General features: G+C 39.8%; 22 protein-coding genes. 12 read left to right on the top strand and 10 right to left on the bottom strand.

What is annotated here, in order from left to right:
- The first annotated feature begins 124 nt into the window (after window positions 1-124).
- The 3 genes from H6G14_RS07400 to H6G14_RS07390 all read left to right on the top strand — a co-directional run bounded on the left by H6G14_RS07400 (window position 125) and on the right by H6G14_RS07390 (window position 3,890).
- Window positions 125-1,768 carry an ABC1 kinase family protein gene (locus tag H6G14_RS07400; protein ID WP_190566440.1) on the top strand — a complete coding sequence of 548 codons (1,644 nt, stop codon included), beginning with the start codon at window positions 125-127 and terminating at the stop codon, window positions 1,766-1,768.
- A gap of 335 nt (window positions 1,769-2,103) precedes the next feature.
- The gene (locus H6G14_RS07395) at window positions 2,104-3,084 is read left to right on the top strand and encodes an ABC transporter ATP-binding protein (RefSeq protein ID WP_190566439.1); all 981 of its coding nucleotides are present in this window, start codon (window positions 2,104-2,106) and stop codon (window positions 3,082-3,084) included.
- A 17-nt stretch (window positions 3,085-3,101) separates the two neighbouring features.
- Window positions 3,102-3,890 carry an ABC transporter permease gene (locus tag H6G14_RS07390; protein WP_190566438.1) on the top strand — a complete coding sequence of 263 codons (789 nt, stop codon included), beginning with the start codon at window positions 3,102-3,104 and terminating at the stop codon, window positions 3,888-3,890.
- Window positions 3,891-4,000: 110 nt separating this feature from the next.
- Here H6G14_RS07390 and H6G14_RS07385 read toward each other — a convergent pair whose 3' ends face one another.
- Both H6G14_RS07385 and H6G14_RS07380 read right to left on the bottom strand, forming a co-directional pair.
- Complete coding sequence (locus H6G14_RS07385) at window positions 4,001-5,662, bottom strand: serine/threonine-protein kinase (protein WP_190566437.1); 1,662 nt, start codon at window positions 5,660-5,662, stop codon at window positions 4,001-4,003.
- Between the two features lie 102 nt (window positions 5,663-5,764).
- On the bottom strand, window positions 5,765-6,619 hold the full coding sequence (locus H6G14_RS07380; protein ID WP_190566436.1) for an alpha/beta fold hydrolase: 855 nt from the start codon (window positions 6,617-6,619) through the stop codon (window positions 5,765-5,767).
- A 429-nt stretch (window positions 6,620-7,048) separates the two neighbouring features.
- Here H6G14_RS07380 and H6G14_RS07375 point away from each other — a divergent pair, with 429 nt between their 5' ends.
- Window positions 7,049-7,630 (top strand): hypothetical protein, encoded by a 582-nt coding sequence (locus tag H6G14_RS07375; RefSeq protein WP_190566435.1) that lies wholly within the window; start codon window positions 7,049-7,051, stop codon window positions 7,628-7,630.
- 86 nt (window positions 7,631-7,716) lie between these two features.
- On the opposite strand, the gene H6G14_RS07370 is transcribed toward H6G14_RS07375, so the two are convergent.
- Complete coding sequence (locus H6G14_RS07370) at window positions 7,717-8,070, bottom strand: Spx/MgsR family RNA polymerase-binding regulatory protein (RefSeq protein ID WP_190566434.1); 354 nt, start codon at window positions 8,068-8,070, stop codon at window positions 7,717-7,719.
- A 425-nt stretch (window positions 8,071-8,495) separates the two neighbouring features.
- Here H6G14_RS07370 and H6G14_RS07365 point away from each other — a divergent pair, with 425 nt between their 5' ends.
- A complete protein-coding gene (locus H6G14_RS07365) occupies window positions 8,496-9,827 on the top strand; it encodes a hypothetical protein (RefSeq protein ID WP_190566433.1) in 1,332 nt (443 codons plus the stop codon).
- A 180-nt stretch (window positions 9,828-10,007) separates the two neighbouring features.
- Here H6G14_RS07365 and H6G14_RS07360 read toward each other — a convergent pair whose 3' ends face one another.
- The gene (locus H6G14_RS07360) at window positions 10,008-10,934 is read right to left on the bottom strand and encodes a lysylphosphatidylglycerol synthase transmembrane domain-containing protein (protein ID WP_190566432.1); all 927 of its coding nucleotides are present in this window, start codon (window positions 10,932-10,934) and stop codon (window positions 10,008-10,010) included.
- Between the two features lie 505 nt (window positions 10,935-11,439).
- Here H6G14_RS07360 and H6G14_RS07355 point away from each other — a divergent pair.
- Both H6G14_RS07355 and H6G14_RS07350 read left to right on the top strand, forming a co-directional pair.
- Window positions 11,440-12,006, top strand: a complete 567-nt coding sequence (locus tag H6G14_RS07355) for a DUF6658 family protein (protein ID WP_190566431.1) — start codon at window positions 11,440-11,442, stop codon at window positions 12,004-12,006.
- A gap of 57 nt (window positions 12,007-12,063) precedes the next feature.
- Window positions 12,064-12,597, top strand: a complete 534-nt coding sequence (locus tag H6G14_RS07350; RefSeq protein WP_190566430.1) for a hypothetical protein — start codon at window positions 12,064-12,066, stop codon at window positions 12,595-12,597.
- A gap of 112 nt (window positions 12,598-12,709) precedes the next feature.
- Here the strand turns inward: H6G14_RS07350 and larC are convergent, their stop codons facing one another.
- Complete coding sequence (larC, locus tag H6G14_RS07345) at window positions 12,710-13,984, bottom strand: nickel pincer cofactor biosynthesis protein LarC (RefSeq protein WP_190566429.1); 1,275 nt, start codon at window positions 13,982-13,984, stop codon at window positions 12,710-12,712.
- Between the two features lie 254 nt (window positions 13,985-14,238).
- Between larC and H6G14_RS07340 the strand changes: the two genes are divergently transcribed.
- The 4 genes from H6G14_RS07340 (at window position 14,239) to recQ (ending at window position 19,666) form a co-directional block, all read left to right on the top strand.
- Window positions 14,239-14,898: an L-threonylcarbamoyladenylate synthase gene (locus tag H6G14_RS07340; RefSeq protein ID WP_190566428.1), complete on the top strand. Its 660-nt coding sequence runs from the start codon at window positions 14,239-14,241 to the stop codon at window positions 14,896-14,898.
- 371 nt (window positions 14,899-15,269) lie between these two features.
- Window positions 15,270-16,484: a HetZ-related protein gene (locus tag H6G14_RS07335; protein WP_190566427.1), complete on the top strand. Its 1,215-nt coding sequence runs from the start codon at window positions 15,270-15,272 to the stop codon at window positions 16,482-16,484.
- 334 nt (window positions 16,485-16,818) lie between these two features.
- Window positions 16,819-17,298 (top strand): PD-(D/E)XK nuclease superfamily protein, encoded by a 480-nt coding sequence (locus H6G14_RS07330; RefSeq protein ID WP_190566426.1) that lies wholly within the window; start codon window positions 16,819-16,821, stop codon window positions 17,296-17,298.
- A gap of 211 nt (window positions 17,299-17,509) precedes the next feature.
- Window positions 17,510-19,666, top strand: a complete 2,157-nt coding sequence (gene recQ / locus H6G14_RS07325) for a DNA helicase RecQ (protein WP_190566425.1) — start codon at window positions 17,510-17,512, stop codon at window positions 19,664-19,666.
- Between the two features lie 104 nt (window positions 19,667-19,770).
- On the opposite strand, the gene H6G14_RS07320 is transcribed toward recQ, so the two are convergent.
- Both H6G14_RS07320 and H6G14_RS07315 read right to left on the bottom strand, forming a co-directional pair.
- Window positions 19,771-19,953, bottom strand: a complete 183-nt coding sequence (locus tag H6G14_RS07320) for a hypothetical protein (protein WP_190566424.1) — start codon at window positions 19,951-19,953, stop codon at window positions 19,771-19,773.
- Between the two features lie 359 nt (window positions 19,954-20,312).
- On the bottom strand, window positions 20,313-21,911 hold the full coding sequence (locus tag H6G14_RS07315; RefSeq protein ID WP_190566423.1) for an alkaline phosphatase D family protein: 1,599 nt from the start codon (window positions 21,909-21,911) through the stop codon (window positions 20,313-20,315).
- A gap of 444 nt (window positions 21,912-22,355) precedes the next feature.
- Here H6G14_RS07315 and H6G14_RS07310 point away from each other — a divergent pair, with 444 nt between their 5' ends.
- Window positions 22,356-22,907, top strand: coding sequence for a PEP-CTERM sorting domain-containing protein (locus tag H6G14_RS07310; protein ID WP_190566422.1), 552 nt, complete (start codon window positions 22,356-22,358; stop codon window positions 22,905-22,907).
- A gap of 61 nt (window positions 22,908-22,968) precedes the next feature.
- On the opposite strand, the gene H6G14_RS07305 is transcribed toward H6G14_RS07310, so the two are convergent.
- The 3 genes from H6G14_RS07305 to H6G14_RS07295 all read right to left on the bottom strand — a co-directional run bounded on the left by H6G14_RS07305 (window position 22,969) and on the right by H6G14_RS07295 (window position 25,037).
- Window positions 22,969-24,090: an AI-2E family transporter gene (locus H6G14_RS07305; protein WP_190566421.1), complete on the bottom strand. Its 1,122-nt coding sequence runs from the start codon at window positions 24,088-24,090 to the stop codon at window positions 22,969-22,971.
- 94 nt (window positions 24,091-24,184) lie between these two features.
- Complete coding sequence (locus H6G14_RS07300; protein ID WP_190566420.1) at window positions 24,185-24,625, bottom strand: NUDIX hydrolase; 441 nt, start codon at window positions 24,623-24,625, stop codon at window positions 24,185-24,187.
- 31 nt (window positions 24,626-24,656) lie between these two features.
- Window positions 24,657-25,037, bottom strand: a complete 381-nt coding sequence (locus H6G14_RS07295) for a hypothetical protein (protein WP_190566419.1) — start codon at window positions 25,035-25,037, stop codon at window positions 24,657-24,659.
- Between the last annotated feature and the right edge of the window lie 52 nt (window positions 25,038-25,089).

The raw sequence follows: 25,089 nt of genomic DNA, 5'->3' as shown, positions 1-25,089 counted from the left end.
CCTCACAGGTGTAGGTTTTTAATAAAGTGATGAGTGACGACTCTAACACCAACAAAAGAATCATAGTTTCATCAATATCCATCACCCCTACACCCCTACACCCCCACACCCCTACACCCCCACAATGTTCCTCACCCAAACTGTCCCCCGTCAACGAGAAATTATTGAAGTTGTCCTCCGCAATGGCTGGGATTATATGCGGCGGTTACTTACAGGTGGTAAGGCTGATGAACCCCAATTACCAACACCTGCGGTTTTAAAGAATATTTTGGTGGACTTAGGGCCGGTTTATGTGAAACTCGGTCAGCTGATGTCTACCCGTCCAGATTTACTGAATGCGGCTTACATTGAGGAACTTTCTACCCTACAGGATGAAGTACCTCCAGTTCCTTGGATAGATATTGAAATTCTTATCCGCAAACAACTCAAACGACCTCTGGAAGAAACTTTCAGTAAAGTTAATCCTGTACCAGTAGCGGCGGGATCAATTGCTCAGACCCATCGTGCTACATTGATAGATGGTCGGGAAGTGGCGCTCAAGGTGCAACGACCGGGGATCGATCTGACTATTGCTCAAGATATTGCTTTAATTCAAGGAATCGCTGATTTGGTGGCGCGTACCGATTTTGGGCAGAATTACGAAATTAAATCAATTGCGGAAGAATTTACCAAAGCTTTAGAGGCAGAGTTAGATTTTACACGGGAAGCAGGACATACAGATTTATTGCGCCGTAATTTATCTCGTAGTCACTGGTTTGACCCCACACAGCTAGTCGTAGCTGAGATTTATTGGTCTTTAACTACAGAAAAATTGTTGGTGATGGAATGGCTAGATGGTGTACCAATACTGTCAGCAAGCTTGAACAATAGTAATGGTAAAGACCCGGTAGCCGAACGTAAAGCTGTTACGACTTTGTTATTTCGGGCTTTCTTTCAGCAATTATATGTTGATGGCTTTTTCCATGCTGATCCCCATCCGGGCAATATCTTTTATCTTAGTGATGGCCGGGTTGCACTGTTAGATTGTGGCATGGTGGGGAGACTTGATCCCCGGACTCAACAGATTTTAACAGAAATGCTGTTGGCGATCGTGGATTTAGATGCGGGACGATGCGCTCAGTTAACGTTGCAATTGGCAGATTCCGCCCAACCAGTGATTTTGTCCCGGTTGGAAAGTGATTATGACCGGATGTTGCGGAAATACTATAACGTCAGTTTGACTGAGATGAATTTTAGTCAAATCTTTTATGAAATTTTGCAAATTGCCAGAAATAATAAAATTCGCCTACCCAGCAATATGGGTTTGTATGCCAAAACTATAGCGAATTTGGAAGGGGTAGCACAGACATTCAATCCAGAGGTTAATTTATTTGATGAAATTCAACCATTAATTACAGATTTGTTTCGACGGCAGTTATTGGGGGATAATCCAGTGCGATCGCTCCTGAGAACAGCCTTAGATTTAAAAAGTCTCTCTTTACAATCGCCCCGACAGGTAGAACTATTATTAGACCGAGTAACATCGGAAACCTTACGCTGGAACCTTTCTCTACATGGTTTGGATGGGGTGCGCCGCACAATGGACGATGCAGCTAATCGCTTGTCTTTCAGTATATTAGTAGGTTCACTGATTATGGGTGCAGCAGTTATATCTACTAAAGCCCAGACAAGTGAATTGTCATTTTTAAGTAGCGTCTTGTTCGCGGTGGCAAGTTTGTTGGGATTGTGGCTAATTGTGAGTATATTGCGATCGGGTCGTTTAAAATAATTTTTTTAACGCAGAGGGACACGAAGGTAAACGCAGCGAAAAGTTCCGGAGGAGGGTTAGCCCGACCTAGTAACGCCACTTGCTACAAGCCGGGGAACCCGTCCAACGCAGTGGCTCAACTTTTCAAGAGAGAGGAGCGCAGAATCTGGCTAAATAATTTGATTTAGTGTGAGAAACATTTAGTATTATTGCTTGCTGCCTCCTAGACTTTTAGAGGTAAGCTAATGCGCGTCTAAATTGCATAACTACTAATCAGGACTGTCAACGGTCAACAGTCAACAGTCAACAGCCCTCACAATGGATTGTGCAACTTAAAAGCAGAATAGCTAACTTATATGTCAATTATTATTGCCGAAAATCTCAGTAAGTCTTATCCAGTAGCGGTGAAAGAACCAGGAATTGCAGGTACAATTACTCACCTTTTCCGCCGCACTTACCGTTCAATACAAGCTGTTCAGGATGTTTCTTTTGAAATTGCACCTGGTGAAGTAGTGGGATTTTTGGGGCCGAATGGTGCTGGTAAAACTACCACGTTGAAAATGTTGACAGGCTTGATACATCCTTCTCATGGTGTAGTCAAGGTGGCTGGCCATGTTCCCTTTCTGCGCCAAGAAGCATTTTTACAAAAAATCACCCTGGTAATGGGACAAAAGCAACAACTTATCTGGGACTTACCAGCACTGGATTCTTTGAGAATTAACGCTGCTGTCTACGACATCTCTGACAAAGAATTTCAGCGTCGGGTAGGGGAATTAACAGAAATGCTGTCTTTGGAAGGTAAGCTAACTCAACCAGTGCGAAAACTTTCTTTGGGTGAACGCATGAAAGCTGAACTTTTGGCAGCGCTGTTACACCGTCCTCATGTCTTGTTTTTGGATGAGCCAACATTGGGTTTAGATGTCAACGCTCAAGTAGCGGTACGTGATTTTTTGCGTGAGTACAATCAACGTTATCAAGCTACAGTGTTGCTAACTAGTCATTACATGGCTGATATCACAGCTTTGTGTGAACGGGTGCTGTTGATTCATCAAGGAAAGCTCATGTATGACGGTAGTTTAGATGGACTACTAGAAAGTTTTGCTCCTTACCGAGAAGTTCGTGTAGAGTTAGCCCAACCTTTACCTTTAGAAACACTCAAATCTTATGGTGATGTGCAACTTTTAGAAGGGCGTGCGGTATGCTTTATAGTGCAGCAAGAGGTACTGACGCGCACAGTATCGAAAATATTAACAGAGTTAGAAGTAATAGATTTAACGGTAACTGAGCCACCTGTTGAGGAAGTGATAGGGCGAGTTTTTCAGGCGGGAGTGGTTTAATCAAAACTTAAAATCTCATGAAAAAGACTATTAGAAAAGCATTAACTTTGCTGACAGTTTACTACGCTTATATGGTGGAGTATCGGGCAGAACTAATCTTATGGGTTTTGTCTGGTTCTTTGCCAATTATTTTGATGGGTGCTTGGATAAAAGCGGCGCAAGGTGGAACCTTTGGTTTATCGCCTGTGGATTTTGCCCGTTACTTTCTCACAGTTTTTATTGTGAGACAAATATCTATTGTCTGGGTAATTTGGGAGTTTGAAAAAGAAGTAGTAGAAGGTAAATTATCACCTAAATTATTACAACCATTAGATCCAGTATGGCATCATGTTGCATCCCATCTTTCAGAAAGGGTTGCTCGCATACCTTTTGCAATATTATTAATAGGGTTATTTTTTATTCTTTATCCCCAGGCGTTGTGGTTTCCCAGTTCCAGTCAATTATTGTTATTTACAGTGGCTGTGACGTTGGCTTTTGTACTGCGATTTGTAATTCAATACACCTTTGCGATGTTCGCCTTTTGGACGGAAAGGGCTAACGCTATAGAAAATTTCTGGTTTTTATTTTATTTATTTTTATCAGGATTAATTGCACCTTTAGATGTATTTCCTCCCCAAATAAAAGCGATAGTTTTATTTACACCCTTTCCCTATTTGATTGATTTCCCCGCTAGTTTGTTGGTAGGGCTACCTGTAGATATAGCACGGGGATTTTTGTCACTTCTGACTTGGATATTCATATTTTGGGTGGCAAATCGTTTGTTGTGGCGTGCAGGATTGAAAAAATATTCAGGAATGGGAGCATAAATTCACTAGTTTGTTGCCTATTTTATGAGTAAAGTTAATTAAGAATTATGAGGAATATCTACTTTTTGATTATTTGATTAATAGAGGCGATCGCCTAAAATTAAACTACATTATAATTTACTTGGTATTGTCTTAAATTTATCTACAGAACCCAAGGAATAATCATCTAACTGAAAATCGCCAAAAGGCTTGCTTTCTAATCTATCTCGCAAAGCTTCATCTATAACTACAGCTTTAGATTGTCTTTTTAACCCGATAATAATTACACTTCTTTGGTATGCAGTTAAATCTCTATTACTTTGACAATCACTGCCTTGAAATTTTCCTAAGTTTAATAAGCGATATTTTTTAACACTTGGGCTATTTTGAAATAGTTTTTTAACTAAATTTTGTATCTGTTGGGAGCGCTCAAAAGCTTTACGTTGCGCTACTGATAAACTACCTTCACAGGAAGCAGTACCTACAGAGATAATTTCTTCAGGATTGTCCATAATTTCCTGGATACCTTCTTGTTCTAAACGTAATTTTAAAACATCTAGACTAATAACTCTGTCATTATTTCTAATCTGAAAATTGCTACCTGAAAGCCATTTATATTCTATTGATAAAACAGCAATATTAAATTTGGCGACTCTTCCTTGACTATCTTTACCTGTTTCATAAGGGAAGTAGGCAATTTTGCCCTTTCTCTGTGGTGACTGACCTGGTGGTGGTAATAAAGTAAATCTTGGATAACCTATCATAAAGGCAACTAAACTCAGTAATCCAACTGAAACTATGAGGGCTGCACAAAATGCGATTAAAGGTACTTTATTAAAAATTTTTGTGGGTGATTGTAAAGGCAGATGAGATTTTAGCTGAGTTTGCTGTTCGCTTTGGGGAATTTCGTCCCAATTCACTTGCTGTTCAATATCTCTAAGACGCTGCAAAATTCCCTGGGTATTGGTGGGACGATTTTTTGATTCTGGTGCTATTAACCAATCAATGAAATTCAATAATGATGATGCAATTTGTTTGGTATGGTTACGCCATCGCAGTAAATTTTGATGGACATCATACATATCTAACGGGTGTTTTCCTGTTAGTAAAAAAACGAAAGTGCGCCCCAAACTGAAGAAATCTGATTGTGGTGTAGCTTCTCCATTCATTTGTTCTGGAGCGTTGTAACCAGATAATAAAGTGGGTGTGGTGGTTCCATTGGAATAAGTCTTAGCTGTACCAAAATGAATTAAAACTAACTTTCCATCAGGTTGGAGCAGGATATTTGATGGCTTAATATCTAGATGCAGGTATAGTTTGCCATGCACTAAATCTAAAATTTCTGCCAACTGTATCAACCAAGTTATGGCTTGTGCTTGGGAAATCGGCTGATTTTGTTGCTGTTGTAACCACTCCTCCAAGTTTGTCCCCGTAATTTTCTCCATGACAATGCAGTGCAGAATCACACCATTTCTGGTTTGATGCTGAAAATAGCTATCAACTTTAGGAATTCCCGGATGATTTAGCTGTCCTAAGACCACTGCTTCTTGGCGAAATAATTCTACTGCTCTAGGGTCGCTGGAGAGATTGGCTTTGAGTATCTTGAGGATTTTAGCTGTGTTTTCTTCATAGGCTTCATAAACTGTGGCGAAGCCAGTTGTATCACTTAATAAGTGGGTCACCCGATAACGCCCTAGCAATTCCAACTGTGAACCACAACTTTGACAAAAGCGATTTTTGTCATTATGGGGGTGGTTAGGGTTGGGGCAAACTGGATTGATACAAAGGCTCATGATTAAGGAAGTCAGTAGTCGATAGTCAAAAGGGTAAAATGAGCCTTGGCGATGACTGTAGCGTTGCTAGCACGGCTAATTTTATCCTTCTGTTCCTATCTATCAATCATGAGACTTATTTTCCTGACATTCTGCTAAGAATGCTGCTATTGTCTGATTAAAGGCTTGTGGTGCGGTTAAAAAAGGCCAATGATTGCCGGGAATTTGGCACAGACGGAAATTTTTGAGGTAAGTTTTGTAAGGTTTGATTTGCCATTCGAGGCGGTTGAGTCCCTGTTCTGACTGGACAAACAGGGCGGGAGTGTCTAAGGGGATGGTGAAACCGGGTACGCTTAATACTGCATCAAAGATGCCGTCACGGGCGGCTATTGTAAATTTACTCCCCCAACTACCATCGGGTTTTTGTTCGAGTCCCGCTTGAAAGACTTGTTGTTGTAAAGGACTCCAACCTTGGAACTGGTTTAATTGCTGTGCTTCTTGTTCGGCTTGTTCGTAGCTGGTGAAAGGCCCCATCGCTTTGAGAAAAGATAAGAAGCGGTAAAGCAGAGGAAAGGTAAGGCGGAAGAGGTTGGGCATTTTCCAAATGAAAATGGGGTCAACTAGCACCATACTCGTTAGACGTTGGGGGTTTTGCCTTGCCCAAATAACTGCTAATTTACCCGTCCAGGAGTGACTAACAATATGGGCTGATGACCAGCCTAGATGATTCATCAAAGCTTCTAGATCAGCGATCGCACTCTCAAAGCTATAATCTTTATCTGGCTTGCTACTTTCGCCATGACCCCTCATATCTGGCGCTACTATGTGATATTCTGCCGCTAAATCATCCCCCAAGCTAGACCAGACTAAGGCATGGTCGCCTAAACCATGTAACAGCAGCAAGGGTTCTTTGCCTTGATTCCACTCCAAGTAAGACAGTTGGATATCAGATTTTGATAAGGTTTGGCGTACAGGCATCGTCTTCAGTAATTCACAATTCACAATATTCAGCAGTAAACAGTGCTTAATAACTGATAAACAAGCGCTGTTACGGGTACTTTACGAGAATCAATACCAGAAATGCAAGCAGTGGCGATGCTAGCTGGACAAGGGTGTAGGAGTAGCGCGTAAGTCCTACCTTATACGCCTATACCCCCATACTGTATCCTCATTCCTCAAAAGAAGTGTTATCTATTCTTATCTACGGGGAATCATAATGTAAGATTAACCTCTGTTTTCAGTATTACCTAATACCATTAGCAAATACTTATTCCAAAAGATTTTCTAAGTTATATCTTTTGATGGATTAGTAATAAATCAAAAATAAATTAACTGTTTTTTTAGCTATTCTATATTTCTTTCTCTAGGTAGTCAGATGAAAACCCTCATATTTGGTATTTTATTGATATGGCAATAATTAAGCAAAATTTTTTAAATAACTCAGTAGATTCCTCTGAATTATTAGATCAGAAAAATATTGAAGCGCAGAGAATGCAAGACGTTCAGCTTTTGCTGCAAAACTTATCTGAAAGTGAAGAAGCAACGATTAAGCTGATTCTAGATTGCCTCTATGATATCGGTTCAGTCAACTTAATTAATCAAAGGTTTCGCTATCGACCTTTTAACCGAGTAGTTAAATTAATTGCTCGGATGTCTAAACCTATATTTAGAGTCTACGGTTGGTATTGGTTTAAGAAGAACTGCCCTCAATTAATTGCTAATTGGTTGCACTCCCAAGTAGCTTTTGAGTATATAGTAAATACACCTCAACAAATAGCGGTTGAAGTCTCGGCAATTCAACAGCATCAGCCATTACCACTAGATAATTATAGTCTTGAGGTGAAGACTTTACGCAATCAAATAAAATGGCTAACAGGAATTACTATAGTCTCATTATCAATTTTGGGAATAGTATTCACTATATTTAACAGCAACCCACAGATAATATTACAAAAAAGAACACAATTTCAACCCACGATTTGTCGATAAAAATCATAAGTAAAGGCAGTAATTTATTTTAAATGAGATAAAGTGATTATTTGAGAATAAAAGTTAAGAATAAATAGCTTACTTTGTTAAAATTCCAACTTTTCTCGAATTACTTTCTCATCCCTAAAACCTACGGCTACCGCTATCCCATCCTTAACGAACAGGGGACGTTTAAGTAGCATGGCATCTTGAGCAAATTCTTCAATCCATTGCTCATCAGTCCAGTTCTTTTTTTCTTCACCCAAAGCACGGTAAGATTGACCGGAAGTATTACGCATTGGTATAGAACCTAAAGATTGTACCCAATTTTGGATATTCTCACGCGTTGGGGGATTTTCCTTGGTATTGATAAATTCATAGTCAACCTTATGGGCTTGAAGCCAGTTAAAAGCTTTTTTACAAGTGCCACAATTGGGTATTCCGTAGACTTGAATGGACATAATACAGGCTTCTCAAAAACTTCATGATATCTAAATATATACCTAGCTGGTACAACTTCTCACAGCCACTAATTTGGACTTGATGATTCATACACCAACGAGTACAAGTATCATTTATGGGACTTACGCATGAAAACGAAATATCGAGGGTTTGGAGAAGGGTATAAGGGTGTAAGAGTTTTAAACATTTATACCCTTACACCCTTACACCCGGTCTCAACAGACAACCTGTATGCGTAAGTTCTAATTTATATACCAGTAATTACCACTAAGTATTGACATAGGAAGATGGAATAGTTGATCAGCTACACCGTAAATTCACTAAAACTCTGTAAAAAAATTAAGATAGCTTGATTGATACTAGGGTGCATCAAGGGTAAGCTATTAACAATAAAGTTAAATAATATTTGGTCTTGATAAATTCTATGACCACCAATAGTTTGCCGAGTATTTTAGGAAATCAACATACTGTTAAACCGAATTTTCCAGAGCCAAGTTTACAAGCCTTACAAGAAAGTCTTTATAACTTCTTAATACAACTTGTAAATATATATCCCCCAGAGGAGGCTTTAAAGGAATTTAAACAGTTATTCATTCACTGTTTGGAGTCTGGTAATTTTTCTGCTGTGCCAGTTATCCAAAAGATGGTGATGTTTGATAACGAGGAAGAGTTTCGTTACACGCTCAAACGTTCTTGCTACATTTTAATTAATAATTGGGCGGCGAAGAGGAAACATAAGTATATTCATGAGTTAATTAATTTATTTACTCAATTACCAGTAAACAACCTACTAATATATAGTTGCCCAGAACTAATTACATATCAGGTATGGCTGGAGAAATTTGTTCATAGTCAAGATTATCAAGAACTCAAAAAGTTTAATTATACAAATACTAGTAAAAGTCAAACACACTGGAGCGATCGCTATGCTAATTATCTCTTAGTTGCCCAATCTGTAGATCCTGATAAACCTCAGGAACAACAAGAGGCAGCAAGCAAACTCTCCAGGCAAATGAAGGACAAGTATAAGTTTGAGCTAGCAATGTACATTGCTCGTTCTCAGTCTACTGCGTCTAGTCCAACACGCTATCATAACCCTAGTATTTTTGGGGATGAGGTTTTGCGTCTCATCAAAATGATTGTTGTGAAAAAAGGGAAATTCAGCTACGAGAACATTGCCCATATATTCCTCAAGCAAACTGAAAATCAAACGCTGAAGCAGTTTAAACAAAGTATCCATAAATATTTGTTTTTTTCTGTGGGCAATCAAGCGATCGCAGAAATTATTAGTCAAATTTTGACAGAAAAACTGTCACTATGGAAAGTAGAAAAAGATGAGGTATCTTTAAGTAAAGATTTATTGTTGAGGGTTTGTAATCGATTAATTGATTTTCTGACTACAGAAAATCGCCAGGAGCCTTCGGAGTTATTTACTTTATTACTTTCTCATGGCCATCCTTTAACTTTAGTAGTTATTCTCCTGAAAATTATCTGTATTTGTAAAAGCAGCCGTAGCCATTTAGAAAGCCGGATTGCAGATTTGATTAATTTTTATAAAGATAAATCAGAGGATGAGTGTAAATGGCTAATTCAGTTCATTGAATTTTATAATATTACTTTTGCAATTTATGCAGAAAACGTAGAGTATAACTTGCTGAAGATGGTAGAAGATGAAGCGTCTGGTAATTCGCACACAAATTTGGACACTTATCGTGTATTTTCCCAAGTGAAAGCGGATGCAAATATACCTGATTAAATTAGGACTTACCCACTCAGATTGTCTGTTGAGACCGGGTGTAAGGGTGTAAGGGTGTAAGGGTATAGGGGTGTAAGAGTTTTAAACATTTATACCTCTACACCCTTCTCCAAACCTTTGATATTTCGTTTTCATGCGTAAGTCCTAGAAATAATAATTGCTAATTTCTATTGGTAAAATTTAGGACTTAGCAAGATTTTCATCCAGGGAAGCCAAAACAGCACCAGCAGTTTCCGCAATAATACTAATCAGACGATATAAAGCGATCGCACTAATCACCGCCGCCGAGGGAAAGCGGTTTTGCAAAAGGGCGATCGCTGTTGCTTCAAATACACCCAAACCCCCAGGCGCACCCGGAACCACAAACCCTAACAGCCAAGCAAAACTAAAAGCACCCAATAAAAGGGGAATTTGACTCATATTCAGGGGCATCAAAGCAAACAGAGTCAGAATAAATCCTATCCCCCGTATCACCAAAAATCCCAACTCACCTAATAATGGTCGTAAGGGATAGCGTTCAATACTAAAAGCCGCAGTTGTTTGGGTATCTGATTTTTTGGCTTTCAATTTGGACAACAAGCTGATGACTGGGTTCAAAAATCGGGGATGTACTCCAGCTAGTATGATTATTAAACTCAATAACTGTAAAATTCGTAGTATTAAGCTATTACTACTAACTGCGAGTCGGCTGCCAAACATCACTAAAATTATTAAAGCCGCAGCCGCCATGAGTAAAGGTTCTAACAACACACTTAGAGTAGCTGCACCAGTGGAAACGTTGGCATTTTTCAACGCCACAATTCGCCGATAATGATGCCAAACATTACCAGGTAAATATTTAGCAATATTGGTTTTTAGATACACCTGGATTAACTCAGTAGTTGGTACTAATTGATTTAGGTCTTGCAAAATCCAAGTCCAGATCCAACCTGCCCAAGTATGAGCTAGTAAAGTTATACCTGTGGCGATCGCTAAAATTGCCCAACCAACTTCACTAATGCGGATAGCCGTCACTCCCAACCAGTTATCCTTGAGAGCTTTGGCTAAAAAAATCAGCGTTGCGCCCAAAATTATCCAACGAAAAATGTGCTGCAATTTTATCTTCATTAGACAACGAAAATACCCGAAGCTGAATATTTCAGATTTTATGCTAAATCAGTTACAAGCTATCATTTTATAAAAAATTTTCTTTTCAAATAAAATATGGTTTTTTTATTAGTATTTATATCAGATATTTAGTATCCTAGATTGTTTGAATTGAGTATATTTTCATAGATGAGTTCAAAATTAAACTTAACCCTAAATATAATTAAAGGTCTTACCCAAGAGTGAAATGAATATCGTAAATATTTAATTAACCAATCAAGTTACAAGATTTTCAATAGGAGCCTTAATATTGCGAGATATTAAGCTCTATCTCTCTGTAGTTAGATAAATATGACACATTATTGCTCAAATTAATGTGACTTACGCTAGATGGAAAGATGTTTTTAAATCCCTAACATTGATAACTGTTGGTTAAATAATCAGTCAACTCGAAAAACAACAAAACTTTCGCTTGCTGCAAAAATTGTTAAGCGATCAATTTTGTAATTGATAAAAGGAGGAACTAGTGAACAGTTTAATGAATGTATGGAAAAAACTACGGCTACGCCAGATTCTGACTGTATTTTTGGCTGGTATATTGTTAATGATTAGTACTGCTTGTAGCCAAGGTAATCCTCAAGGGGCAAACCCTCAAAACCCTGCTGTACAAGCTGGTGGTGCTAATAATCCTTATAAAAATGGTGGAGATAAATACGTCAATTCTAGATTCTCCACGGATCCTAATATCACTAACCCAGAAAATAAAAAAAGACGTGATCAAGCTAATTTACCAAGCAGTTCACAACTACTGATTGCTGTTAATAGAGAATCAGAACTACTTTACCCTGGTGCCGAAACACCAGCAGGCAGAGTCAAAAAAGAAGCGGAATTGCCAATCATTCGAGAAGAAGACTTCCAGCACCCTGAACCAGGTGGATTGATTCAGAATGAGCCAAATGTAGGAACTCGCATTCAAGAACGACTAGAAACTGTTAAAGAATCAGTACAAGAGGCTTCTAAATTTATCCAAAATAAGGCAGATGAAGCCGGTTCTATATCTGAATTACACAAAAATCCGGCTGCTGGTAGATAAGAATTTTTTACGTCATTCACAGTTTAATTGAGTCACAAAAACACAAGGAGTAGCACTATGAAAAAGTTCATTAACTGGTTAAAGAATGCCCGTCCCCTGAAAATTGCCACAGTTTTTGTATTGGGATTTTTCCTATTGTTTACCCAATCTTGTTCTGCTAAAGGAATTGCCGCACAGCCACCACAGCAAAAGGCTGAATCAGCTTATATTGAAAGATATGATCCCACAAAAGAATATCCGCTCAATACTCCCAAAGGCGGCATGAATAACTTTAGCGACGTAGATCCTAGATCCGAAGTTGGGGAAAAAACAGCCGAAACTCAAGCTAAAGCTTTGCGAGACAATGCTAAGAGAAACGTTGATGAAAAAGGTATTGACAGCACAGAGCAATATGTTCGCAATTATCGCCAAGGTACACCTTTTGGAGAAAGGGTGAAGAACTTAGGTGAGGACATCGGTAGTTCTGCTGAAGAAGTACGGGAGGGTGTTGTTAAAGGGACTCAGCGCGGTCTAGAAAATATCAAAGAGAATACCCAGAATGCTGGTGAAGATTTGGTCAAAAAAGGAAAGCAAACCACAGGAAACGATTAATTCATTCCTAGTGTGACTTCTTCTCAAACCTAACCCCCAACCCCTTCCCTGCAAAGGAAGGGGAGCAAGAGTTAAAGCCTAATCACACGTAATTCGTAATTAATATTGTTAATTACGAATTATTTTCATACCAACCCTGTAACGCCAATTGCTGAATTTCCCGCCAGGGAATTTTGTGTTTGCGGGCTAATTCTGCACAGTCTTCATATTCTGGCTGCACGTTGGTGATCACTTTTTCCGATGATTGTCCATGCCACGCTACTTTAATTCGCACTGCGCCATATTTCGTTTCTATTTGTTTAAATTCCCGTTGTAAGATGGCGCGTTGCTGGATAGTCCGGCGGATTCCCAAGGTGGTAGTTTCGCGGAATAGCACTGCTTCACAATCACTTAAAGTTTCTGGATGACAAATCACAGTTAGTAGAATCCCTGGACGGGATTTTTTCATGCCTATCGGTTGAGTGAAGACATCCAGCGCACCAACGGCGAACAATTGTTCAAAGACATAACCGATCGCCTGTGGATTTAAATCATCAATTTGAGTTTCCAGTACAGAGATTGTCTCTAGGGTTGGGCTATTAGCAGCAGAATCCGTGATATTTGCCTGTAAACTAGCACCTTCGCCCAGCCAGAGCCGTAGTATATTAGGTATAGGTAGATTAATCGTGCCTGCTCCCAATCCTACCTGTTTGATGGTCATGGGTGGTGGCGCTCCAAATTCTTTGACTAGGGTTGTGGCGATCGCCGCTCCTGTTGGTGTCACCAATTCCCGGTCAATACCGTTGCTATAAACTGGACAACCCCGCATTTCCCATAACTTCAAAACTGCTGGTACTGGTACTGCCATTTGTCCGTGGGCGGCGCGTACAGTTCCCCCACCAGTGGGAAAGGCCGAACAATATAGCAGTGGGAATCCTGCGTTATCACTAGCAATACCCAACCAATCTAAACCTAAGCAAGTGCCAACGATGTCTACAATCGCATCCACCGCACCTACTTCATGAAAATGAACCTTTTCTGGAGCAATGCCATGCACAGCCCCTTCAGCCACCGCTAATTGCCGAAATACAGCTAAACTCCAAGCCTCAGCCCTTGGCGGTAAACCTGCTTGCAAAATCATTTGCTCAATTTCTGGCAAGTGTCGCCCGTGGTGATGATGTTCGTGGTCATGGTGATGATGATGGTCAATCAAATCTACATGAACCTTAGTGGCTTCCTGACCATTCCGTTGCACCTTTTCCGCCCTTAACTTATATTCCTCAGCTATACCCAAGTTATTGAGTTTTTCTGTTAGGTATGCCACCGGAACACCCAGGCTAACTAAGGTTCCCAGACACATATCACCAGAAATGCCTGTCGGACATTGAAGGTAAGCAATTTTGTTCATAAAGATAATTCGTAATTTTTAATTTCTAATTCGTAATTAACACTGATAACTAAGTATTACGCATTGTTAAGTACGAACTCTCATGATTTGCCCGTAAAAATATGTATCTACAGTTTAAGCAATTGCTTCTTTATGTAAATATGTGCAACGCTTAATTTTACATAAATGTCGATAGATAAGAAACAGGCGGAAAACTTACTGAAAGATTCCTCCTCTAAGTCCCTAGTCCCCAAAATTCAGTAACCCAAACTTTTATGGCAAAAATTATCGCTGTCCATCCTGATAACCCCCAGAGTCGCAGAATAGAGGAAATAAGGTCAGCGCTTTCCAGTGGCGCGGTGATGCTTTATCCAACTGATACGGTTTATGCGATCGGTTGTGATTTAAATGTCAAGTCTGCGGTGGAAAGAGTGCGGCAAATCAAGCAGTTAGCAAACGATAAACCACTGACATTTTTATGTCCTTCACTGTCTAATGTAGCTACTTATGCCTTTGTCAGTGATACAGCTTATCGAATTATGAAGCGACTAATACCAGGAACTTACACATTTTTGTTACCTGCCACTAAGTTAGTACCAAGATTAGTCCAAAGTCCCAAGCGTAAAACTACTGGAATTCGCGTACCAAATCATACTGTATGTTTAGCCTTACTTGAAGCCTTGGGAAATCCGATTATTTCGACTTCAGCACACATACCTCCAGATGAGGCAGGCAATGGGAAAGTCGGGATAGTTTCCGAATCGATTACCTCAATGGTAGAGCTATTTGACCGCGTGGATAAATTAGTTGATGTGATTGTAGACACTGGCCAGGAACCAACTTACGATGTTTCTACAATTGTTGATTTGACGGGAGACGAGCCAATGATTACTAGACAAGGATTAGGTTGGGAAGCAGTAACAGCGTGGGTATAAACAACGAACTTCACCGCCTTTCTTGTCAGTTTCGGAATAGCGCAGCAAAATGCCTCCAGTTTAATGAGCGTCATAACTAAGAGTTCCGCTAGTGGATCTGATGAAATAGGCGTATTTCTAGATACATAAAGGTTTTGAGCAATTTGGCAGGCAAAGCGAATATAGGTGTGTTAACCTCGATCTGGTTGCGAGTGAAAAAAGCGACACACGACCTTCTCTGTAACTTTTTTCGATTGCGTACAGTTTTATATATGAGCGGTGCTTGTCTTAGGTTTTGATGGATGAATGGTCAAAGATTCTCCAGTAAAGCCTGGTTTCAGGTACTGTTTGTGCATTCTACTTAAGGTGCAAGACCAAACCCAGGAAAATACATGAAAGTAAACCTTGCAAATCTACCAATCTCTACATCTGCTTTTGTTGGCAACGTCATCACTGAGGAATCACAGGCTACAGATGCTTTGATGCAGTTTTTATCCCAAGAAATGCTCTCTCAAGTCAAAGCATCCCCCAAGTGTGTACAAGCCGTAGCTCAACGCATGGCCAAGGAAGTGAACCGGATATGTGATAAAAGCTCTCGCATTCAAACATCTGGTGAAGTTCATTCTTGGCAATTAACTCTGGCTCGTCATCGTTTGCAAAAGTGCCTACATTACTATCAATTAGGTTCCCAACGAGGACGGGTAGAATTACATAGTAGTCTAGGCGCTATGGTTTACCGTCATGTGACGATCGCCGGTTCAGATTTAGGGTTTGACGGACGTTACAGTTTAATTGAAGATTTTCTCCAAGCATTTTACATTGAAGCTATCAAAGCTTTTCGTCGGGAAAATGAACTGGCTGAAGATTACACGCCACGTACTCAACTGCAACTAGCAGAATATATGGCGTTTACCGAACAGTACGCCAAGCGCCGGATTAATTTACCCGGTGGTAACAATCAACAATTAGTTATTTTACGCGCCCAAGGTTTTGCTCGTCGCCAGCCCCAAGAAACAACAGTAGATATTGAAATGGCGGTAGAATCTGCTAAAAGTGAAGAGGCTGAATCTTACCAGCGTAACTCGGCGGTGCAACAAATCCGCTCCCAAATGATTGCCCAAACTAATTTTGACCCTTCAGAAGAATCAGAACGCGATCGCATCATTGCCGAATTAATTAAATACCTAGAATCTCAAGGTCAATCCGACTGCATCGATTATCTAACACTCAAGCTGCAAGACCTGTCAGCACCAGAAATTGACCAAATTCTCGGTCTGACCAGCCGTCAACGCGATTATCTACAACAGCGCTTTAAATATCATGTGCAGAAGTTTGCTAAACAACACCAATGGCAATTAGTCCACCAATGGTTAGGTGCAGGTTTAGAACAGAAATTGGGTTTATCTGCCCAGCAGTGGAACACCTTGATGGGTACACTCTCCCTACCACAGCAACAACTCCTGCAATTAAAGCTGGCGAGACATAGTGATCAGGCGATCGCTAAAACCCTCAAATGTACCCCCAAGCAATTACAAAAACGCTGGACTGAACTGCTAGATACAGCATGGGCTATCCGCAACGGTAATACTGAAGTTCAAGCAGGCTAAATCAGTTAGATTTCATTAGTTGGTTAGACAAGTTATTACCAAGATTTTCTGCAAAATCCTACTGCATAACTAATATCAATTCAAAATTCAAAATACCCTCCGGGAAGCTAAAGCTACAAAATTCAAAATTAAGAATCAAAACAGAACATTCTTCTCTTTAGCTCTTAGTCTTGATTTTGCTCACATCATCCTATGATTTATTTAGTACAATTGCACTAAAAATTAACTTCGTCAAATATCAATTGAAAATTCATATTAAGTAATCGATCATTTGTGACTGGTTCCATGAAATCCTGAAATGAGCATGGTTGATGCAAAATGATGGGTGATAAACATGACTCCGGGTGCAAAAGCGAATCAGTCAGGCAGGATTTTAGAAACGAATGTAGAAGCAATACTAACTGCCTATGAGTACTTTCAAATTGGCACTCATGTCACAAAAGAATATTTACTCAACGCTAGTTTATTAAAAAAACGCTACGCTAAACAAGTTTATATTGGTAACGGAGTATATCAAACATCACTAAAAGTTGATTTCTATGTTGTGGGCTTGCCTCTCAATCCATCAGAATTAATTATTGAGTGTAAATGGCAAGAAAGTGGTGGCTCCGTTGATGAGAAATTTCCTTATTTAAATTTGAATATTCAACAATATTATCCAGCACCAACAATTGTCGTGATTGGTGGTGAAGGTATGAGGGAAGGGGCGATTAAATGGTTACGGCAACAAGTAAATTTTAACCATAATCTCCTAGCAGTACATACACTAGATAGATTTATTGCCTGGGCTAATAAAACTTTTGGCGTTGCATGATCCAGAAATGCACGAAGTCATTATCTTGCGCGCATAGCCAGATATATTAGGACATCAAAACCCTGACAAAAAAAGGCATTCAAGTCTGTCAACCATCAACAGTCAACAGTCAACAGCTATATAAATTCAGTCCACCCTTCATTCCGCGTTGTTAAAATCTTGTTATCCTCAGTAAACACCCACGCAGAACGCAATCAAAAAAGCGATCGCTATGCTTCAGTATCCCAATCTCGAACAGGCGCTAAAATATCACTTCGGTTACGACAACTTTCGTCCCGGACAACGGCAAATAATTGAAGATGCGCTGCAAAACCGAGATTTAATGGTAGTGATGCCTACGGGTGGAGGAAAGTCTTTGTGCTTTCAGTTACCTGCACTCATGAAGCAGGGTTTAACTGTGGTGGTATCACCGTTGATTGCTTTGATGCAAGACCAAGTGGAAGCACTACGTAATAATAATATCTCTGCCACTTTCCTTAATAGTAGTTTGAATGCGTATCAGGTGCGATCGCGTGAGGAAGCCATCCTCAATGGTAAGGTAAGATTACTTTACGTCGCCCCGGAACGTCTCCTCAGTGAAAGATTTCTGCCATTCCTCGATTTAGTCAACGAAAAAGTTGGCATATCTATCTTTGCAATCGATGAAGCCCATTGTGTCTCTGAGTGGGGACACGATTTCCGTCCAGAATATCGCCAGTTAAAATCCCTACGCAAGCGTTACCCAAATGTTCCCGTTTTGGCACTTACCGCCACAGCTACAGACCGCGTCCGTTCTGATATCATCCAACAACTAGGGTTAAAGCAACCAAGTATTCACCTTGCCAGTTTTAATCGTCAAAATCTTTATTACGAAGTCCGCCCCAAAAGTAAACAAGCTTACGCTGAATTATTAGAGTTAATTCGAGATAATGAAGGTTCAGCAATTATTTATTGTTTAACTCGAAAAAAAGTTGAAGAACTAACATTTAAACTGCAAAAAGATAAGATTTCGGCTTTATCTTATCATGCCGGATTACCTGATGATGAACGTAGTAAAAATCAAACGCGGTTTATTCGGGATGATGTGCGGGTAATGGTTGCTACAATTGCCTTTGGGATGGGGATTAATAAACCAGATGTGCGCTTAGTGGTACATTTTGATATTCCCCGAAATTTAGAGAGTTACTATCAAGAATCAGGTAGGGCTGGTAGAGACGGGGAACCATCACGCTGTACAATTTTTTTTAGTTTTGGCGATATTAAAACTATTGAATGGAGTATTGAGCAAAAAACAGACCCCCAAGAACAGTTAATTGCCAAACAACAACTGCGACAGATGATAGATTACGCTGAGGGGACAGACTGTCGTCGGACAATTCAACTGGGTTATTTTGGTGAAAGGTTTGCGGGTAATTGTGGTAATTGTGATAATTGCCGTTATCCCAAACCGATGCAAGATTGGACAATTGAAGCGATGAAGTTCCTTTCTTGTGTAGCGCGTTGTAAAGAAAGGTTTGGGATGCTACACATAATTGATGTGTTGCGGGGGGCAAAAAAAGACAAAATCATCCAATACGAACACGATAAACTTTCTACCTATGGGATTGGCAAAGATAGAACGGTGGATGAGTGGCGGACTTTAGGAAGATCACTTTTACATCAAGGTTTACTGGAACAAACTAGCGATGGTTACTCAGTTTTAAAATTAAACGCCCTCAGTTGGGAAGTGATGAAGCGACAACGCCAAGTGTTTCTCTCTGTTCCTGTAGCACAAAAGCTGAGTTTGATACAGGATAGTCCCAAATTTGAAGAAGCAGAAGCATTATTACATAGACTGCGATCGCTACGTAAACAACTTGCTGATGAACAGTCTGTACCGCCTTACGTCGTCTTCCACGATTCCACATTGAAGTTAATGGTACAAGCGCAACCCCAAAACTTACTAGAATTCTCTAAACTATCTGGCGTTGGTAGTCACAAATTAGCCCAATATGGTGAGAAATTCATTGCCGAAATTCGCGCCTACCGCCAAGAAAAAAATCCTCAAGAAAAACCAGTTAATCTTGCACCTACAGGCAGTGTAGTTTCCGATAGCGAAATACAGACCTTACAATTACATCAACAAGGTTTAAGTATTGCCGAGATAGCCCGCAAACGCAAACTCAGTCCAGCCACAATCTCCACCCATTTAGGTAAACTGATTGAGAAAAATCAGCCAGTCGATTTAAACCAACTTGTTCCTTTAGAACATCAACAAAAAATTTGGCAAGTGCTAGAAGTGCTTGGCGATATAGCTTTAACACCCATTAAAGAACAGTTAGGTGAAAGCTATTCTTTTGAAGAAATTCGCTTAGTCAGAGAAAAATGGCGGCAAAGAAACAGGAAGTAAGCTATTTTGCTGTTAAGTTGTACAATCCATCGTGAGGGCTGTTGACAGTTGACAGTTAGCAGCCCTTATTAGTGGTTATCCTCTCCCACTACTCCCCATCTTGATTAAGGAGTCACATCTACGTAGCTGGAAATCTTGGGGTGAGAATCTTCTAACTCTATAGGAGATTGTTTGGGTAAATTATTTTGAGGTTTTTTGCTTGCCAAAATTAAAGATAAGAGCCTTGGCAGTGCAAGACAGACAATAGCATTTACTAAAGTTAAGAGGATGCCGTCAATCAGACTCATAATATAACTGCCTATTGCAAAGGTTTTTTATTATTCTTTCACTAGTGTGAAACACAATTGAGATGATTGATTAGATACAATAATTGGAATTTCTTCTGAAGTTCATAAGGTTAATGTATATATATTTTTATTAAGCAAAGTTTTTCCCCATTTATACCTAAATATCCTCCTTGAGAAGTATAGCCGTAGCCAGATAGATTAGGACATCAAGCTAAGATAAAACTCTCACATAACAAGGCTTTCAAATCCATCAACAGCCAACCGTCAACAGTCAACAGCCATAGTTGTGATTTGGGTTTTAGTAAGCACTTGAGTAGTGAGACAAATCAAGACTAAAGTACTTACTACGAAATTAGTATTTATGCTTCTGGTGGCAAATCTACACTGTAAACTATTTCTCCTGCTAAGTTACGCAGTGATACAGTCATCACCTTCGATAAAACATTAATTTTGACTGCACCAAAGAATTGTAAACCTTCACTGGGAGGTCGATTTGCTCTTGTACCTGGGGGAAGGCTTTGAAATACCAATTGTGGCCCAAAGGTATTTTCTAATTGGTTGGGGCCGAATGTCCCCGCATTGAGAGGCCCGGCGACGAACTCCCAGAAAGGCTTGAAGTCTTGAAACTGGGCTTTGTTGGGGTCGTAATAATGGGCGGCTGCATAATGTACATCAGCAGTTAGCCACACAACATTTTTGATATTTCTGTTTTTGATAAATCGGAGTAAGTCTGCAAGTTCTAATTCTCTACCTAATGCAGGGCCGTCTCCATTAGCCCAAGCCTCAAAATCAGTGCTACCATCTCGAACTATCAGCCCCAAAGGCATATCACTAGCAATCACTTTCCATGTAGATTTTGATGTCAGCAGTTGCCTTTTCAGCCATTGCACTTGTGTGACACCTAACATTTGCGTATCTTTGCTGGCTGTTGGCTGACGGTTGGGAGTGTTGCGACCCCGGTAGGTACGCTCATCTAACATAAAAATGTCTAGTGCTGGGCCATAATTAAAAGAGCGATAAATCCTGGCTTGGTCTGTATTGTTGGTTGCATACTCGATAGGCATATATTCCAAAAAGGCTTGTCTTCCCCTTTGGGCTAGCAAGTTAACATCCTTGACTGTGTAGCGGCTATCATTGAGAATTTCGTCTGGGTACCAATTATTTGTAACTTCGTGGTCGTCCCATTGTGCCAACATGGGAACTTCAGCGTTAAAACGCCGCACATTTTCATCTAGTAAGTTGTAGATATAGTTACCACGAAATTCTTTGAGGGTTTCTGCTACTTTGGATTTTTCTTCTGTGGTGATATTGCGCCAAATGCTCCCATTACCTAATGATACTTGTGATTGAATGGGGCCATCAGCGTAAATATTATCACCAGAATGAATGAAAAAATCGGGGTTTAATTGGCGCATGGTTTCATAAATTTTCATCCCACCAAAATCGGGATTAATACCCCATCCTTGACCAGCAGTATCGCCACCCCAAACAAATAATATGTCTCGTCCGAAGGTAGGGGGAGTGCGGAAAGTTCCGTTAACAGGGGCACTGTAGGTATTTTGATAATCTAAATTCTGGAAAAGCACCCGATAAAAAATTTGTTGATTGGGGGGTAGATTTCTCAGATTAATTCTGGCTGTAAAGTCGCTATTTTCTAAGGCGTTAGGCCCTAAAATACGTTGCACATTACTAAAGGTTTCACTAGTGGAATATTCTACGATCATTTTGGCTGGGCGATCGCTCTTACTCCAAATGACCACATTATTATTTGTGATATCACCAGTAGCTACGCCGTAAGGTATGGCAGGGCGCATCGTATCAGAGGTGATAATTCCAGGCGCTTGGGCAAAAACTTGTGATTTTGCTACTAAATTTGTGGTGATAATACCGCCTGCTGTCATCGCTGAACGGAGGAAAAACTGGCGACGATTTAGCTTTAATTGATGATTTGGTTCCATATTAATTAATGACAAGCTGAAACAAAGGTTTTACAGCATCAGTGTTTACCACAGCTAGTTATGACTAAAAGTAAAGACAGAGTTATCCCTGGATTAATATATTTTTATTGATATTTCTATATATTAATTAATAATAATTAGGTGTTATTTTTCACCTGGAATTAAAGTTCACTTAAACTTTAATTTCAAAAATATTTGCATATCTATCAATTAGCAAATTGTTTTCTCGATTCATTGTGCATAATCAGCATTGAACAATATTCAAGAAGGTAATGCAGTCTAATTTAGCTGATTAATAAACCTTAGAACCTGCATTTCTGAAATATATAGCCGTAGCCAGATAGCTTAGGACATCAAGCTAAAATAAAACCCTCACAACACAAGGCTTTCAAATCTGTCAACAGTCAACCGTCAACAGCTACATTTATCAAAAGGAAACCAGATATGAAATTATTTCCACAATTAATCCTTACTGCTGCTAGCCTAACAATAGGTCTTGCTAGTATAGGCATACAAACTGCATCTGCGGCAATTGTTAATTACGCTTTCACTGTAGATAGTCCTACCAATAAAGGTAAGGGATTTTTTAGTTTTGATGACTCAACTTTTAGTAATGACAGTATTCCAGAAGCTCTAGTGCAGTCGCTCTCTTTCCAATTTGATGGTGACTCTACCATTTACACCGAAAAAGATGCGATCGCTTACCCCTTCTTTCCTGTAGTACTTTCAACTACATACTTAACAGGAAAGCCAACTGTCGGGTTAAGCTATTCATTTTATGATAAAACTAATCCGGCTGAACCAATAGTTTACGAAATTGTTGATAATAACTTTACAATCCTTTCCGGCGCTTCCAGCAACACAGAAATTGGCTTTGGCACTGTAACTTATTCACAAATCCCTGAGCCTGCAACTTTAGGCGGGACTCTGTTGACTTTTGGGCTTGCTTTTTTGGGGAACAAGAAGTCAAAATTCATGAAAAAATCTAACCTTTAATTAATATATATTTGGTAATGGATACTAATCAGTAGTTAATTATTTTTCCTATTACCAAATATCATTCTTTTTTTGTGAATAATTCTATTGAAGAAACGTTAACATCAATTTCTACTTTTTTAGGTTCTACATCCAGAGCATTTATGGCGTTTAATTCTCCAGAGCGCCAACTGTCAGCTATATCCTTGATAAAACTAGCTGTAGGGATGGCAATTAATAAACCTAAAACACCACCTAATTTAGCGCCTAGTAGCAAAGAAATAACTACCCAAACAGGATTTAAACCAGTTAAATTACCCAGAATCCTTGGGGCAATAAAATTAGAATTTACTTGGTCAATAGCAACCGCAACACCTAAGACTTCTCCCCCCAACCAAAAGTTTTGTAGCGCCACCAATAGACTAACAATAGATATACCGATACCTGTCCCAAAGGGGAAAAGAGAAAATAAACCAATTGCCAAGCCAAAAAGTAAAGCCAAAGGTACTCGCAGTGCTACAAACGCCAATGTAACAGCCAGCCCCAGTATAGCTCCTAAGGTAGCTTGACCAATAAAGTAATTGTGAAAGTCCTCTCGTAGTATTTGCCGCACCTTAGAACCAATATGGGTAGGAAACCATTGGTAAAGACCGTCCCACAGGCGATCGCCATTTAATACCATGTAGATAGTCAATACTACTGTCAGCAGTACATTAACTACAACACCAATCGTATCAAAGGCAAAACCCAGAATTCTTCCTGTCACAGACTGTAATTGGCTAGATACCCTCTCTAAAATCTGCGTGACTAAACCACTTAAATTTACAGGTAACTGTTGAGTCGCTGCCCATTTTTGGAAAGCGTCAATCTGTTGACCTCCAGAATCAATCCAATAAGGCAGAATATTAACCAGTTCGTTGAGCTGTTCTATGATTAGCGGGACTAAAGTTACACCTAACCCGACTAAAATCACCACAGCCAGCAGCAATACACTGCCAATAGCCAAGTTACGTTGTACCCCCCGTTCTTGGAAAAACTGAATTGGGTAGTTCAAAACAAAAGCCAGCAAGATAGCAGCTGCAACAACATTCACCAAGGGTTGGAAATACTGCACAACTTGAAGCAGTAGCCAACCGTTGAGAATGGCAACAGGAAACGCCAAACCAACAGTTAACCATCTGGGTAATTTATTGACTGACTGCATGAGCGAAGACTCCACACGAGGGAACGGGGGATTGGGGATTGGGGATTGGGGACTGGGGATTGGGGAAGAACTAATGACCACTGACCACTGACAATTAACTAATAACTAGATCTTTTGCCATAAACTCTAATAAAATCTGCTGCGGTATTGCTCCTAGCGGTTTCTCTCCGCCTGCGTTTGCCGAATAAAATTTGCCTTTACGAATATCTTCTGGTGTCAATAAACCCATATCCCAACCTTCATTTAACACCAGTTGATTAAATTCTAATAATAACGGCGCATGGAAGACATGACGCACTACTGCATCGTCAGCATAACAACCGAATTCAAAAAAAGGTGGGAGAATGTAACCGATTTCTTCTAATATTTCTCGCTTTACTGCTATATCTGGTGTTTCGCCAGGTTCAACATGACCGCCAAACAACGCCCAGTGAGCAGGGTAGGGAATATTAGGTACATCATCCCGTAACTGCATAAGAAATTTATTATCTTGGTAGAGGATGGCGATCGCTACGTGTATAGGTTGCTTACTCATAAAATCATCTTGGAAGTTTCTGTTACCAGTATTACTCCTCCACCAGATAAACCTCCCCAAATTCTTCGCCAGCTATGGGAATGCTTTTATAGCGAACTTTACCCTGAACAACTACCGATTCTCCAGGTTTGAGATTATTCTGCTTAGTCACCACCCAGATTGTGCCAGTTGAATCATTGATTTGATATACCCGTCGTTGTAATAAAGGAACTTGTTTTTCCACCTTCCCTTGGATGTAAACTTTAGTTTGTTGATTCTGTGTTGGTTTGATATTGCGAATTGGGGTGATATTGCGACCAAAGCTAAGGTTACCGTCCTTCCAGTCAGATACATTCACTGAAGTGCAACTAAATACTCCTATTAGCAATAGAAACATCAATCCCAAACTGTGAATTTTTTTCGTTCGCTGCATAAAAGTTACTAATTAGTCATTGGTCATTAGTCAGTTGTCAGTTGTCATTATT

Source organism: Nostoc parmelioides FACHB-3921, from assembly GCF_014696625.1.
In the GTDB taxonomy this organism is placed as follows: Bacteria; Cyanobacteriota; Cyanobacteriia; order Cyanobacteriales; family Nostocaceae; genus Trichormus; species Trichormus parmelioides.
The sequence above is the reverse complement of the archived record's forward strand: the minus strand, read 5'-3'. Positions and strand labels throughout refer to the sequence as shown.

Coding starts and splice junctions, on each gene's coding strand:
- H6G14_RS07400 (WP_190566440.1), top strand. CDS start 125: ATGTTCCTCACCCAAACTGTCCCCCGTCAACGAGAAATTATTGAAGTT.
- H6G14_RS07395 (WP_190566439.1), top strand. CDS start 2,104: ATGTCAATTATTATTGCCGAAAATCTCAGTAAGTCTTATCCAGTAGCG.
- H6G14_RS07390 (WP_190566438.1), top strand. CDS start 3,102: ATGAAAAAGACTATTAGAAAAGCATTAACTTTGCTGACAGTTTACTAC.
- H6G14_RS07385 (WP_190566437.1), bottom strand. CDS start 5,662: ATGAGCCTTTGTATCAATCCAGTTTGCCCCAACCCTAACCACCCCCAT.
- H6G14_RS07380 (WP_190566436.1), bottom strand. CDS start 6,619: ATGCCTGTACGCCAAACCTTATCAAAATCTGATATCCAACTGTCTTAC.
- H6G14_RS07375 (WP_190566435.1), top strand. CDS start 7,049: ATGGCAATAATTAAGCAAAATTTTTTAAATAACTCAGTAGATTCCTCT.
- H6G14_RS07370 (WP_190566434.1), bottom strand. CDS start 8,070: ATGTCCATTCAAGTCTACGGAATACCCAATTGTGGCACTTGTAAAAAA.
- H6G14_RS07365 (WP_190566433.1), top strand. CDS start 8,496: ATGACCACCAATAGTTTGCCGAGTATTTTAGGAAATCAACATACTGTT.
- H6G14_RS07360 (WP_190566432.1), bottom strand. CDS start 10,934: ATGAAGATAAAATTGCAGCACATTTTTCGTTGGATAATTTTGGGCGCA.
- H6G14_RS07350 (WP_190566430.1), top strand. CDS start 12,064: ATGAAAAAGTTCATTAACTGGTTAAAGAATGCCCGTCCCCTGAAAATT.
- larC (WP_190566429.1), bottom strand. CDS start 13,984: ATGAACAAAATTGCTTACCTTCAATGTCCGACAGGCATTTCTGGTGAT.
- H6G14_RS07340 (WP_190566428.1), top strand. CDS start 14,239: ATGGCAAAAATTATCGCTGTCCATCCTGATAACCCCCAGAGTCGCAGA.
- H6G14_RS07335 (WP_190566427.1), top strand. CDS start 15,270: ATGAAAGTAAACCTTGCAAATCTACCAATCTCTACATCTGCTTTTGTT.
- H6G14_RS07330 (WP_190566426.1), top strand. CDS start 16,819: ATGACTCCGGGTGCAAAAGCGAATCAGTCAGGCAGGATTTTAGAAACG.
- recQ (WP_190566425.1), top strand. CDS start 17,510: ATGCTTCAGTATCCCAATCTCGAACAGGCGCTAAAATATCACTTCGGT.
- H6G14_RS07320 (WP_190566424.1), bottom strand. CDS start 19,953: ATGAGTCTGATTGACGGCATCCTCTTAACTTTAGTAAATGCTATTGTC.
- H6G14_RS07315 (WP_190566423.1), bottom strand. CDS start 21,911: ATGGAACCAAATCATCAATTAAAGCTAAATCGTCGCCAGTTTTTCCTC.
- H6G14_RS07310 (WP_190566422.1), top strand. CDS start 22,356: ATGAAATTATTTCCACAATTAATCCTTACTGCTGCTAGCCTAACAATA.
- H6G14_RS07305 (WP_190566421.1), bottom strand. CDS start 24,090: ATGCAGTCAGTCAATAAATTACCCAGATGGTTAACTGTTGGTTTGGCG.
- H6G14_RS07300 (WP_190566420.1), bottom strand. CDS start 24,625: ATGAGTAAGCAACCTATACACGTAGCGATCGCCATCCTCTACCAAGAT.
- H6G14_RS07295 (WP_190566419.1), bottom strand. CDS start 25,037: ATGCAGCGAACGAAAAAAATTCACAGTTTGGGATTGATGTTTCTATTG.